Annotated in this window: 13 protein-coding genes and 1 pseudogene; 13 read left to right on the top strand and 1 reads right to left on the bottom strand. The window is 45.7% G+C overall.

What is annotated here, in order from left to right:
* The first annotated feature begins 30 nt into the window (after positions 1-30).
* The 6 genes from tyrS (at position 31) to A5N84_RS02770 (ending at position 6925) form a co-directional block, all read left to right on the top strand.
* Positions 31-1227 (top strand): tyrosine--tRNA ligase, encoded by a 1197-nt coding sequence (gene tyrS, locus A5N84_RS02795; RefSeq protein WP_072281195.1) that lies wholly within the window; start codon positions 31-33, stop codon positions 1225-1227.
* Positions 1228-1241: 14 nt separating this feature from the next.
* Positions 1242-2555 (top strand): S1C family serine protease, encoded by a 1314-nt coding sequence (locus A5N84_RS02790; RefSeq protein ID WP_072281194.1) that lies wholly within the window; start codon positions 1242-1244, stop codon positions 2553-2555.
* Positions 2533-3165: a hypothetical protein gene (locus A5N84_RS02785; RefSeq protein ID WP_072281193.1), complete on the top strand. Its 633-nt coding sequence runs from the start codon at positions 2533-2535 to the stop codon at positions 3163-3165. Before A5N84_RS02790 ends, A5N84_RS02785 begins: the two co-directional genes overlap by 23 nt.
* A 75-nt stretch (positions 3166-3240) precedes the next feature.
* Entirely contained in the window at positions 3241-3711 is a 471-nt protein-coding gene (locus tag A5N84_RS02780) for a Dps family protein (protein ID WP_072281192.1), read from the top strand.
* 102 nt (positions 3712-3813) lie between these two features.
* Positions 3814-5640: a glutamine--fructose-6-phosphate transaminase (isomerizing) gene (glmS, locus tag A5N84_RS02775; RefSeq protein ID WP_072281191.1), complete on the top strand. Its 1827-nt coding sequence runs from the start codon at positions 3814-3816 to the stop codon at positions 5638-5640.
* Between the two features lie 553 nt (positions 5641-6193).
* Complete coding sequence (locus tag A5N84_RS02770; RefSeq protein WP_072281190.1) at positions 6194-6925, top strand: pirin family protein; 732 nt, start codon at positions 6194-6196, stop codon at positions 6923-6925.
* 66 nt (positions 6926-6991) lie between these two features.
* On the opposite strand, the gene prmB is transcribed toward A5N84_RS02770, so the two are convergent.
* Positions 6992-8020, bottom strand: coding sequence for a 50S ribosomal protein L3 N(5)-glutamine methyltransferase (gene prmB, locus A5N84_RS02765; RefSeq protein ID WP_233119876.1), 1029 nt, complete (start codon positions 8018-8020; stop codon positions 6992-6994).
* Here prmB and A5N84_RS02760 point away from each other — a divergent pair.
* The 7 genes and pseudogenes from A5N84_RS02760 to A5N84_RS09795 all read left to right on the top strand — a co-directional run bounded on the left by A5N84_RS02760 (position 8019) and on the right by A5N84_RS09795 (position 13103).
* Positions 8019-9152, top strand: coding sequence for an AI-2E family transporter (locus tag A5N84_RS02760; RefSeq protein WP_072281189.1), 1134 nt, complete (start codon positions 8019-8021; stop codon positions 9150-9152). The two genes, prmB and A5N84_RS02760, sit on opposite strands and share 2 nt — an antisense overlap.
* Before the next feature lie 25 nt (positions 9153-9177).
* The gene (locus A5N84_RS02755) at positions 9178-9924 is read left to right on the top strand and encodes an MlaA family lipoprotein (protein ID WP_072281188.1); all 747 of its coding nucleotides are present in this window, start codon (positions 9178-9180) and stop codon (positions 9922-9924) included.
* Positions 9921-10793, top strand: a complete 873-nt coding sequence (rsgA, locus tag A5N84_RS02750; protein ID WP_233119875.1) for a ribosome small subunit-dependent GTPase A — start codon at positions 9921-9923, stop codon at positions 10791-10793. The genes A5N84_RS02755 and rsgA overlap by 4 nt, the downstream gene beginning before the upstream one ends.
* An 88-nt stretch (positions 10794-10881) precedes the next feature.
* Positions 10882-11085, top strand: a pseudogene (locus A5N84_RS13005) (exodeoxyribonuclease VII small subunit); the annotation flags it as partial.
* A 161-nt stretch (positions 11086-11246) separates the two neighbouring features.
* Positions 11247-12113: a polyprenyl synthetase family protein gene (locus tag A5N84_RS02740; RefSeq protein WP_072281186.1), complete on the top strand. Its 867-nt coding sequence runs from the start codon at positions 11247-11249 to the stop codon at positions 12111-12113.
* A gap of 48 nt (positions 12114-12161) precedes the next feature.
* Complete coding sequence (locus A5N84_RS09800; RefSeq protein ID WP_198923729.1) at positions 12162-12800, top strand: A/G-specific adenine glycosylase; 639 nt, start codon at positions 12162-12164, stop codon at positions 12798-12800.
* 33 nt (positions 12801-12833) lie between these two features.
* Positions 12834-13103 (top strand): NUDIX domain-containing protein, encoded by a 270-nt coding sequence (locus tag A5N84_RS09795; RefSeq protein WP_143324797.1) that lies wholly within the window; start codon positions 12834-12836, stop codon positions 13101-13103.
* Positions 13104-13466: the final 363 nt, after the last annotated feature.

Raw genomic sequence — 13466 nt, 5'->3', positions numbered from 1 at the left:
GCTATTTTAACTTTTCAGATAGGGTGAATGATGAACAATTTACAAGATGCGTTGGCACTCATTAAACGTGGGGTGGAGGATTTTATTGGCGAGGAGGCGCTAATTGAAAAGCTTAAGCGGGGAGAGCGTTTGCGTGTGAAATTGGGGATGGACCCAACAGCACCAGATTTGCATTTTGGGCATACGGTTGTATTAAATAAATTGCGACAATTTCAAATGCTTGGGCATGAGGTGTTGTTTTTAATTGGCGATTTTACCGCGCAAATTGGCGACCCTTCGGGTAAAAATGCAACGCGTCCGCCTCTATCACGAGAGCAGATTTTAGAGAATGCTAAAACTTATAAGGCGCAGGTGTTTAAGATTCTAGACCCTGAAAAAACAACGGTGCTGTTTAATTCGCAGTGGATGAATGAGATGACGGCGGTTGATATGATTCGTTTGACGTCGCATTATTCGGTGGCAAGAATGTTGGAGCGTGATGATTTTAATAAGCGCTATAAGGAAGGGCGCTCTATTGCGGTGCATGAGTTTTTATATCCGCTAACGCAGGCCTATGATTCGGTGGCGATGCAGGCGGATGTGGAGCTTGGGGGGACAGACCAAAAATTTAATTTGTTGGTGGGGCGCGATATTCAGCGTGAGTATGGGCAAACGCCTCAGACGGTGATAACGATGCCAATTTTGGAGGGGTTAGATGGGGTGCAGAAGATGTCTAAATCATTGGGTAATTATATTGGCATTTTTGAAGCACCTGAGGAGATGTTTGGCAAGATTATGTCGATTTCAGATGATTTGATGTGGCGTTATTTTGAATTATTGAGTTTCCGTCCGCTTGAAGAGATTAAGGCGCTTAGAAAGAAGGTGGCGCAGGGCTATAATCCGCGAGATGTGAAGTTTGAGTTGGCGCATGAATTGATTGCGCGCTTTCATAGTCAATCCGCTGCTGTGGCGGCGCAACAGGCGTTTATTAATCGTTTTCAAAAAAATGAGATTCCTGAGGATATTGAGACGGTTGAATTAGCAGTTGCAGGGACAATGGCGTTGGCTAATGTGTTAAAAGAGGCGGGTTTGGTGAAAAGTACTTCGGAGGGTTTGCGCATGATTGAGCAGGGTGCGGTGAAGATTGAGGGTGAGAAGGTTACGGATAAATCACAGGAGTTGGCGGTAGGATTTGCTGGTGTGATTGCTGTGGGCAAAAGGCGTTTGGCAAAAGTAGTTTTGGTTTAATTAAGGAGGTGGGGATGCGTTGGTTATTGCTTTGTATAATGGCGGTGGTGGGTTTTGTTAGGGCGCAACCAGTGACAGTAGAGGCGCAAGCGCCTGTAATGGATGCGCCGTTTAGTGTGAGCGCGTTATTTGCAAATTATCAACCAAGTATTTATCAAATTCGTGTGATTAATCAGGCAACGGGGCAGAAAACTTCTATTGGCTCGGGGTTTGTGGTGGATGATGGGCATTTTTTAGCAACAAATTATCATGTGGTAAGTGATGCGTTGCGCAAGGATAATCATGTGTTGCAGGCGGTGGATTTAAATGATGAAGTGTCGTCTTTGCAATTAGTTGGGGTGGATGTGATTCATGATTTGGCGCTGGTTAAAGCAGATAAGAAGCTGGGGCAGGCGTTTGAATTAGGTGAGATTCCCAAACAGGGTGAGGAAATTTATGCGCTGGGCAATCCCCATGATTTGGGTTTTGTGATTGTTGATGGCATTAATAATGGGCTTTTAAGAAAAACCGCGCAGGCGCGAATTTTATTTTCTGGGAGCTTAAATTCGGGGATGAGTGGGGGTCCAACGCTTGCTAAAGATGGCAAGGTGATTGGGGTGAATGTGGCGTATTTGCGCGAGGGCAATGATATTAGTTTTGTTATTCCTGCGATGTATTTAAGAGATTTGCTTAAGCAAAAAGATGAGGGGGTAACGGATATGAATGTGTTGATGACGCAGCAGTTGTTTGCTGATAATCAACGCTATTTTGAAGAGGCGTTGGCGCAAGATTGGGATTTGACAACCATTGGCGAGTATCAGGTACCGCTGGCGGTGCGCGAGGATGTGAAATGTTGGGATAGTTCGCCTGAGGCGGATGTGGATGATTTGTTGGCGCTGGAGTCGGTGAGTTGTTTTAATGACCGCTCAACATTTATCAGTAATAATTTGACGATGGGGCAGTTTGGCTATTCTTACAGTTATTTTTATGCGCGCGAGCCAATTTTGCGGGCGCGTTTTTATCAGCTGTATAGCGATTATTATCGCTTGTCTTTTAGCCGTCGTGCGCAAAAAGATTTTGGGGAGTTTGATTGTCAAAGTCAATTTATTGAAATCAGCGGACGCACGTTTAAAAGTACGTTTTGTCGCCAACCGAGCAAAGATTTTGTCTTAGATGGGCAGAGCATTGATGACCAACGTTTTGTTGCGGCAGAAATTGGTCAGGCGCAACAAGGATTTATGATTGATATTGGTATGAATGGGGTGCAAACGGAGTTGGGCAAGCGCATCATCGTTGCATTATTAAAACAAATTACTTGGCAAGAAAATGAGCAATCTATTAAAAAATAAAAACTTAGAGAATAATTCTTTAATTTCTTCGCGCCCTTACTGGGCATTTATCGCCCATCCTTTGGCGGCGATGGGTTGGTTTTTATGTGCTTTGGCGCTAACGTTATGGTTGGGATATTTAAAAACAGACCAGCGTTATGTGTTGGATTTGCGATTATTATTTTATTTTACCGCGGTGATGTGGGCGTTGGTTTGGTTGTTGCAAACAACGCTATGGGCGATTAGCAAGCGCTATGTGTTTTTCCCACTGTTGGGCATTGTAAGCGTGTTTTCACTGGCTTTGGATTTAAGCGAAAGAGCGGCGTATTGGTTTAATTTTCAACTTAATCAAAATTGGTTTGAATATGTGGCTTTTCTTTTATCAGTGATGGGTTTGTTGCTGTTGTTGGGATTGTTTTTGCGTGATTTTGCAGGGCTTCGGGGGCGTTCGTTAAAGATTTATTTGGTGATGCTGGCGATGCCGTGTGTATTGATGAGTCTATATTTATTTTTAAATCAACATTATTTTTATGAATACCGTCAGCGCCATTACCCTAGTTATCATCAAGGATTATTACCAGAGAAAATAGATTTGCAACCAACAAAATCGTTGCAATCGATGTTTGATTAAGAAAAAGTCGTTTGATAAAAAAGCATGATTTGTCTATAATGGTTTATAAATTCAATTGAAACTTAAGGAGATTGTATGAAAATTAATATTGGCATGTCCGATGAACAACGCAAAACCATTGCAGAAGGTTTATCACGTGTGTTAGCAGATAGCTATAGCTTATATGTTAAAACGCATAATTATCATTGGAATGTTACTGGCCCGATGTTTAATGCGCTTCATGGAATGTTTGAAGAGCAATATACCGAGCTTGCCACAGCGTTAGATGAAATTGCTGAGCGTATTCGTGCATTAGGGCATTTAGCGCCTGGTTCATTTAGTGAATTTGCTAAATTAACAACTATTAAAGAAGGGGATAATACCGCTGATGCGCATACGATGGTTCGTGAGATGGTCGAAGGGCAAGAGACTGTGGCGCGTACCTGTCGTGAGTTATTCCCTGCTATTGAAGAAGCAGGCGACCAACCAACGGCAGATTTGTTAACTGTGCGCATACAAACACATGAGAAAACAGCATGGATGTTGCGTTCTTTGTTAGATAAATAAAGTTAGATAAATAAAATCATTATTAAGGCAATGTGTGCCCCCTCTAAAAAGAGGGGGTTTTTTGTTACTATGGCGAGCTAGTTTTTAGGATGAGGATGTGCTATGTGTGGAATTGTAGCAGGGGTAACAGAACGCAATATTGTGCCAATCTTACTAGAAGGATTAAAACGCTTGGAATATCGCGGTTATGATTCAGCAGGTGTGGCGGTTGTTGATGATTCGGGCTTAAATCGCTGTCGTGCAACGGGAAAGGTTGCGAGTTTGGTGGACAAGGTGAGACAACAGCAGTTGCAAGGACGAGTAGGAATTGCGCATACACGCTGGGCAACGCATGGCGCGCCAAGTGAAAAAAATGCCCATCCTCATACCAGTAGTAATCAAATTGCGGTGGTACATAATGGGATTATTGAAAATTATTTAGACATTCGCCAGCAATTGCAAAAGGCGGGGTATGAGTTTTCCTCTGATACAGATAGTGAGGCGGTGGCGCATTTGATTCATCAGGCGTTTTTGCATAATGGCGGTGATTTGCGATTAGCGGTGCAGTCGGCGGTTAGTCAATTAAATGGGGCATTTGCTTTGGCGGTGTTTGCCGTGGATTGTCCAGATAGAATTATTGCAACCCGTCATGGGTCGCCGATGGTGGTGGGATTGGGGATTGGAGAGTATTTTGTTGCTTCAGATAGTTTTGCGTTGTTGCCCGTTACAAGACGTTTTGTTTATTTGCAAGAAGACGATACGGTAGAAATTACGGGGGATGGATGGCAAATTTATGATGCCCAGCAACAACCTGTTGAGCGTGAGTGCGTAGAAAATGAGCAAAGCGCCGATTTAATCGGTAAGGGACGTTATAAGCACTTTATGCAAAAAGAGATGTTTGAACAGCCTGAGGTGGTTGCGCAGACGCTACAAGGTCGCATTCATCATGGAATGTTGCAAACGCAAGCTTTTGCACCAGAATTTCTAAAGGCATTAGCGAAGGTGCAACAAATAGATATTATTGCCTGCGGAACAAGTTATCATGCAGGATTGGTGATTAAATCGCATTTGGAGCGCGCGGGAATTCGTACCAATGTTGAATATGCGAGTGAATATTTATATCGCGAAGTGGCGGTGATGCCTAAGACGCTATTTGTGAGCATTTCTCAATCAGGCGAAACCGCCGATACGCTAGCGGCATTAGAAAAAGCCAAAAAGCTAGATTATTTTGATTATCTTGCGGTGTGTAATGTGCCAGATAGCGCTTTAGTGCGCGCTAGTTCGCATGTATTGCTAACTCGGGCGGGGCGTGAAATTGGCGTGGCTTCAACCAAAGCTTTTGTAACTCAGTTAGTCGCTTTGCATATTTTGTGTTTATTTATCCAACAGGCGCAAGACAAAACAATAAATCCAGCGCTTGTGCAAGCATTTGAGCGCTTGCCAAGTTTTTGTGAACGGATGTTGGCATTAGATGAACGCATTGCAGAAGTGGCGAAATCTTTGCGCGATAAAAGTGCTTGCCTATTTTTAGGGCGCGGTGAAGGATTTGCCATTGCTGCTGAAGGCGCACTAAAACTAAAAGAATTATCTTATATACAAGCGCAAGCCTATCCTTCAGGGGAGCTAAAGCATGGGCCATTGGCATTGGTAGATGATTCCATGCCAGTGATTGCGCTGATTACGCACGACCATTTGGCAGAAAAAATGATGAGCAATTTGCAAGAAGTACAAGCAAGAGGCGGAAAAATCATTCTATTTGCTGATTCACGCGTGGATAAACGCGCATTGAATGCACAAACACAACTCATTGATTTAGGCGAACTAGAAGAGATGACCGCAAGTATCGCTGCTGTTATTCCATTGCAATTATTTGCCTATCATGTGGCGTTATTAAAAGGCACAGATGTGGATCAGCCACGGAATTTAGCCAAATCAGTAACCGTGGAATAATTAAGGTTTTAAAAATAAAAACGGATTTGAGCTGTTATTTTCGCTTGGAGATGGGTTGCTACTTGATATTAATCTTTAATGTTGTGAGTATGTTCTCTAAGAGAATGGCGCTAAAGGATAAGCTTGCAAAAGCGGCTGTTTTAGCGCCTAAATGTGTATTTTCGTAAGGCGTCTATCCGCGCATAGAATTAACTTTTTATTTTTTTAAGCGAAAGGCTTTTTTTTATGAAATTCTTGTGCTATAATAGCGCCTGCTTCATAACCCCATATGAAGCACAGTCGCTGGATGACCACCACACATTGCAGCGACGGCCACCTCGCAAGAGGTGGTTTTTTTTTGCCTACGTATTACTAAATTAAGCTAGGCGGTTTATTTTCTAGAATTAGAAATGACGTCTTAGCCCTTGAAAAACACTTCGATGCGCCCCATTAAAAGCAAATAACCAGTCCAGCATAGAGACTGTATTGGATATTTGGATTTGTTAATCCAAAAGGCTTAAAGTTATATAAAAAACTATCATCATTGTTTAAATTTAAGCTGTAAGAGTACTAGATGCAGACCATCTACCATCAAAACGAAAGCCGTGGCAAAGCAGACTTTGGCTGGTTAAAAAGCCGCCACACCTTCAGCTTTGGCGAATACCACAACCCAGAGCGGGTTCATTTTGGCGTGTTGCGTGTGATTAACGACGACAACGTCAAAGGGGGCACAGGCTTTGGCACTCACCCACATAGAGATATGGAAATTATCAGCATTCCCCTATCAGGCGATTTGGCACACAAAGACAGTATGGGCAATGGCAGCATAATTCGTGAAGGTGATATCCAAGTAATGTCGGCAGGCACAGGCATTACCCACAGCGAAATGAACGCTAACGAAGATGAAGCGGTTAAATTTTTGCAAATTTGGGTTTTAAGCAAAAAACGCGGTGTTGAACCACGCTATCAGCAAATCAGCTTAAAAGATATTGTTAAGCCCAATGAGCTGTCGCAAGTGCTAAGCCCTAATGCTGATGATGCAGGTGTTTGGATTTATCAAGACGCTTGGTTTTTCTTGGGCAAATTTGACAGCCAAAAATCCGTAACCCATACCCTAAAAGACAAAGGCAATGGGGCTTATATCTTTGTTATTGAAGGTAAAGCCAAAATTGGCGACAAAGTGCTGGACACCAGAGACGGCTTGGGCGTTTGGGATGTGGAATCTTTTGATATTGAGATTGAGGCAAACAGCCGTATTTTGGTGATGGAAGTGCCAATGGATGTTGAGGCTCATACTGGTCAATAAAGCGTTATCAGCATAGTTTTTAATCTTTTCAGGCAGTCGTCATTTTTATTCAATGACGACTGTTTTTTATGGGCAAAATAATGCTGTGGAATCTAGGGCGTGATATGAGCTAAGGCTAGAGGAGTTGAGCCAGTTGCCATGCATGGAGTTCATCAGCGCTAATAATACAAACGCCTTCGCCACCCCTTTCAAACTCAACCAATCAAAATCGATTTGGGGATATGCCTGCTCAAGTTGTGACCAACTCATGCCAACTTCAAGGATAAGGAGCCCGCGCTCTGTTAGATATTGGCTGGCTTGTTTTAAAAGGGCACGGGTGAAATCAAGCCCATCTTCGCCTGAGGTCAGGGCGTGGCGTGGTTCGTGGTGGTATTCAGCAGCGATGGTATCCATTTCGGCATTTTCGACGTAGGGAGGATTGCAAATAATCCAGTCATAGCGTTGCTTAATATTGCTAAAAAGGTCGCTTTGGATGATTTGTAGGTTGGGGTCGTGATTTAGATGATGGCGCTTAACATTGATGGCACAAACTTCTAGCGCCTGTGGGTCAATATCAGCTAGGGTGAGCTGGCTTTGTGGGTTGTAGAGTTTGGCGAGAATGCCTAGGCATCCGCTACCACAACAAAGGTCGAGGATATTTTGCGGGGAGTCGTGCTGCCACCAAGGTTCTAGGTTGTTTTCGATGAGTTCGGCGATGGGGGAGCGAGGGATTAGGGCGCGCTGGTCGATGTAGAATTCAACATTGCCATAGAGGGTGCGGTGGGTGATATAGGGAACAGGTAAGCGCTTGTGGATGCGTTGGTCGATGCCTTCTAGTAATTGTTGGCGCTCTTGTTCGCTTAGGGTGGCGCTAAAATATTGAGGGTGGAGGTCGTAGGGAAGATTTAACAACCCTAAAACAAGCGCTGCGGCATCATCTAGGGCGTTGTCGGTGCCGTGGCCGTAGTAAAGATTTGCGCTGGTAAATTGGCTACAGGCATGGCGGATGAAGTCGGTGATGGTGGTGAGATGATTCATATTTTCCTTGAGTTTGTCGATACTATCATTGGCGCCTTTGATACAATAGCGCCCCTTTTGTTTTAGTGTGGCTTGCATGAAAGATTCGAGAATGTTTTGGCTGACTTTTTGTATCGTGATGGCGACGATATTTTACTTACTTAGTCCAATTATTACACCCTTTTTGGTAGCGGCATTATTGGCTTATTTGGGCGATCCTCTAGCCGATAGGTTGGAGCGGTTGCGTTTATCGCGCACGCTTTCTGTTGTGATTGTGTTTTTTATGTTGACGATGGCGACGGTGGTGTGTGTGTTGGTGTTAATCCCAACGTTAGATGAGCAAATTAGGCGGTTGATGACAAAAATTCCTGATTATATTGGCTGGATAAAGACGACGATTTTGCCTCAAACAGAGCGGTTTTTGCATTTAGATTTGGAGCAGTTTAATTTTGATAGCTTGCAGGCAGCGTTAAAAGATAATTTGGGTAGTGCAACAACGGTGTTCCAAGATTTGTTATCTGGGTTGAAAAAGCCTGCCAATATGATTGTTACGGCGGCGACGTATTTATTTTTAATTCCTGTGGTTACGTTTTATTTGTTGCGTGATTGGGATATTTTGATTGCCAAACTCAATGAGCTGGTGCCTCGTGATTATTATGATACGGTGCAGGAGTTAGCACGGCGCTCAGATGAGGTGTTGGGCGGTTTCTTGCGGGGGCAGTTGTTTGTCATGCTGGCGCTTGGTGTGATTTATGCTATTGGATTATCCATTGTGGGCTTGGATATGGCGATTATTTTAGGGATATTTTCAGGGTTTGTGAGTTTTGTGCCATATTTGGGATTGATTGTGGGAATTGCTTTGGCTGGGTTGATGGCGGTGATTCAGTTTCAGGATTTTGTCCATCCCTTTGGAGTGGTGGTGGTGTTTACGGTGGCACAGATGATTGAGGGGGTATTGCTTACGCCAATGTTTGTAGGCGACCGTACGGGCTTGCATCCTGTGGCGGTGATTTTCTCAGTATTGGCAGGCGGTCAGTTGTTTGGTTTTATGGGGATTTTGTTGGCGCTACCTGCTGCTGCGGTGATTAATGTTTTTCTAAGTTATTTTAAAGAGCATTATTTGCAAAGCGATATTTATCTAGAAAATGAAGATGATAAGGAAGAGGGAGAAGACGTGATTATCGAAGGGCAAATTGTAATTAATGAGTCGGCAATTATTAAGAAGAGATAGGGTGGGTTTAATGCGGATATGTAAAATGAAATGGCAGGGGTTCTTGGTATTGCTGGGAATGCTGTGGCTGTCAGGTTGTGCCAGCGCAATAGATGAAAATGGCTATTCTTATGACCCTTGGGAGCCGATGAATCGTAAGGTATTTGCTTTTAATGATGCGATAGATACGGCGGTGGTCAAACCCCTTGCAACTGGATATCGCGCAATTATGCCAGATGCGGGAGAGCGTCGTGTTAATGCATTTTTTGGCAATTTAGAGGATATAGGGTCGTTTGCAAATAGTGTATTGCAGTTGAAATTTGAGCAGTCGTTAGAGGTATTGGCGCGGGTAATTAACAATACGGTATTTGGTTTAGGCGGTTTGTTTGATGTGGCAACGCCTTTGGGTATGCCTAAAATTAAAGAGGATTTTGGCTCAACATTAAATCATTATGGCGTGGAATCAGGGCCTTATTTAGTGTTGCCTTTTTTAGGGCCAACAACATTGCGCGATGGTGTGGGGCAGGGGGTGGATATGATGTTATTTGAACCTCTAACTTATATTAATTCTGAAAAAGTGAAGGTGCCACTAGTTGCGCTAAAGTACACGCAAAAACGCGCTAATTTATTGGATGCAGAAAATGCTCTTGGAGGTGATGTTAGCGATAAATATTTGTTGGTGAGAGATAGCTGGTTGCAATATCGCTGGCGACAACTTTATGGAGAGGACGCTAAAACAGGGCAACAGCAGGCGATTGACGATATTTTTAAAGAAAAAAATCAGGCGCAATGAGCGCAAAATTAAATAAACAACAACAGCGACGCATTCGCGCCAATCGGCTGGATAAATTGCGTGATTATGAGGCTGATGCGGTGGGAGTGGTGGTATCGCATTTAGGGTTTGAGGTGATGGTTTCACATCAAGGGCAATTATTAACAGCGGACTGGCGCAAACAAACTGGCATGATTGCTTGTAATGATAAGGTTCTGATTTCTAAAAAAAACAATAGAGCAGTCATTGAGGCAATATTGCCCAGAAGCCATACGCTCTCTAAATGGTCAGGTCGAGAGTTAAAGCCGTTAGTCAGCCATGTTGACCAATTGCTAATTGTGATAGCGGTTAAACCACAGTGGCAATCTGGCTTACTCGACCGCTATTTAATCGCTGCGCGTGAGGCGGGGATTACGGTAGGGATTTTGTGCAATAAAATAGACTTGCTAGAGCAAAGCGCCCAACAAACCCTTAGCCAGCGCCTACAGCCCTATGCTGAATTGGGTTGCCCTATTTTTTATGCCAGCGTACAAACGCAAACAGGACTAGAGCCTGTTGTTCAATGGCTAAGCGGAAAACAAACCGTTATTTGTGGGCAATCAGGTGTTGGGAAATCAAGTTTGATTGCGCATTTAATTCCTGATGTAGAGATTTGGATTCAAGCGATTTCCGAGGCCACCGAACTTGGACGCCACACCACCACCAATCTGCGTCGTTATCCCTATCTGCCAGATGGTGCGGTGATTGACACCCCTGGCGTACGTGGATTTGATATTGCGCATTTATCTAAAGAAGCGGTTATGGCAGGTTTTCTGATATTGCCGTCTATACCAGCGCCTGCCGTTTTAATGATTGTAGCCATCGCCACGAACCCGATTGTGCCGTGTTAAGCGCGCTAAAAGAGGAGAAAATCCATCCTCAGCGCTACCAAAGCCTAATGCAGATACTTGATGAAATTCAATAATTTAAGGAAAAACCATGACTGATAATGCCATTGAACAATATGAAAAACATCTAAAGCGCCTAGAAAGCATCGTACGCGAAATGGAAAACGGCGAACTTTCGCTAGAAGCCTCCCTTAAAGCGTATGAAGAAGGTGTTGCGCTTGTGCGCCAATGTCAACAAGCGTTAAACGAAGCTGAGCAGAAAATTAGCATATTGAGCCAGCAAAAAGATGGCACAGAAACCCTAACCCTCTTTGACACCGAGACGGGCGCCAGCAACCGCGACGCCAACATTACCACCCAATCCACCTCCCCCCGTCCAGCCCACTCCAGCCATGAAGAAGAGGATGATGACTTTGAAAGCGATGACCTCCCCTTTTAAGCCCAAAGATTAACACCATGACCGCACTCCTTGCCCACATTGAAACCATCCTTGCACAGCACCTGCCTAAAGACAACGCACGTCTTGCACAAGCCATGCGTTATAGCACATTAAAGGCAGGCAAACGCCTACGCGCCCAAATCGTCTACGCGTGCGCGCAAGATTTTTCCCTAGAGCGCGCTCAAGTTGACCCCGCTGCTGCCGCCATTGAATGCCTACATGCCTACTCCCTCATTCACGACGACCTCCCCGCCATGGATAATGACGATTGGCGACGCGGCAAACCCAGCAACCATAAAGCCTTTGACGAAGCCACCGCCATCCTTGCAGGCGATGCACTCCAAACCCAAGCCTTTGCCATCCTAGCGCAAAGCGCCCCCAGCACCCAAAACAGCCCCCACATCATCTTAAAACAAATTGCCCGCCTTGCTCAGGCCGCAGGTGCCGAAGGCATGGTTGGTGGTCAAATGCTTGATATTCAACACACAGCAACAAACAGCATCGACCTCCCCACCCTAAGTCGCATTCACCAAGGTAAAACCGCCGCCCTCATAACCGCCGCCCTCCATCTAGGCGCACTACCTGCCGCCAGCTACCCCGAGCATCAGCAAACCCTTGAGCAAATAGGCACCCATCTTGGACTGGCCTATCAAATCATCGATGACATCCTAGACGCCACCGCCGACAGCCAAACCCTTGGCAAAACCGCAGGCAAAGACGCCGCACAGCAAAAGCAAACCTACATTAGCCACCTTGGACTCCAACAAAGTCGCGCCCAAGCCATTCATCATAGCCAACAAGCCGCCCAAGCCATCGCCCAACTGCCCAATCAAGGCACACATCTCACAGCCTTACTCCACACCCTAACCACCCGCACCCATTAACGCATGAACATCATGCCCCCCGCATAATTTCGCCCCACGCCTTATCGCATGGCAACGCAACATGGACGCCATAACCTCCCTTGGCAAACCACCAACCCCTACCACATCTGGCTCTCAGAAATCATGCTCCAACAAACCCAAGTCGCCAGCGTCAAACCCTATTTCACCCGCTTTATCCAAACCCTCCCCACACTCAAAGCCCTAGCCCATGCCAGCGAAGACCAAGTATTAAGCCTCTGGAGTGGACTAGGCTATTACAGCCGCGCGCGCAACCTCCACCACAGCGCACAAACAATCCTCCAACAACATAACGGACAATTCCCCCAAAACCGCCACCAGCTAGAACAACTCAAAGGCATAGGACGCACCACCGCCGCCGCCATTGCCGTATTCGCCTTTGGCAAACGCGAAGCCATCTTAGATGGCAACGTAAAACGCATCCTCATACGCCACCGCGCCCTCAACATCAGCGCCAACGACCCACGAACCAACAAAACCCTCTGGACACTCGCCGAAAACCTACTCCCCCACCACCCACAAGACCTACGCCACTACACCCAAGGACTCATGGACCTAGGCAGCACCCTCTGCACCCCCAAGAACCCCCCCAATGCCCCCAGTGCCCCCTACAAAACGACTGCCAAGCCCACCAACAAAACCGCACCCAACAACTCCCCCTGCGCCTAAAAAAAAGCCCCCAAACCACAGCAACACACCACCATGCTCTTAGCCATTTACAACAATAAAATCCTCCTCCAGCGACGCCCAAGCCACGGCATTTGGCAAAGCCTATGGAGTTTTCCCGAATACACCGACCCAACACAACTCCAATACCACCTAAACACCCCCCCAACCCTCCACCCCCTACCCAGCCTAAAACACACCTTCACCCACTATCATCTCCACATCCACCCCTACCTATGGTCAATCCCCCACACCACCCCCCCCAGAAATCCTCAGCCAACTGCCCACCCCTCATACATGGTTTAACCTCAATCAAGCACTCGCCAAAGGACTCCCCAAACCCACCCGCATCCTCATACAATACATCGCCGAACACAATTGGCTCACCGCCTAACCCCACCCTCCACCGCCTCGCACGCCTCGCATAGTTTCGAAGAATTCATCACCCTAGCAGGTAAACATTCCGCCGAAATAGTGCGCCAAATAGTGCAACATATCGACTAAATCACCGCCCCCCAATACCCACTCAATCAATCAATGCGCGCAACAGCCTAAAAATAAAACATTGCGCATTGGCGGCGCGCATAATTCCCACACTGCACACTGCACACTGCACACTGCACACTGCACACTGCACACTGCACACTGCACACTGCACACTGCACACTG

Source organism: Rappaport israeli (assembly GCF_001888055.1).
GTDB lineage: Bacteria > Pseudomonadota > Gammaproteobacteria > Cardiobacteriales > Cardiobacteriaceae > Rappaport > Rappaport israeli.
The sequence above is the reverse complement of the archived record's forward strand: the minus strand, read 5'-3'. Positions and strand labels throughout refer to the sequence as shown.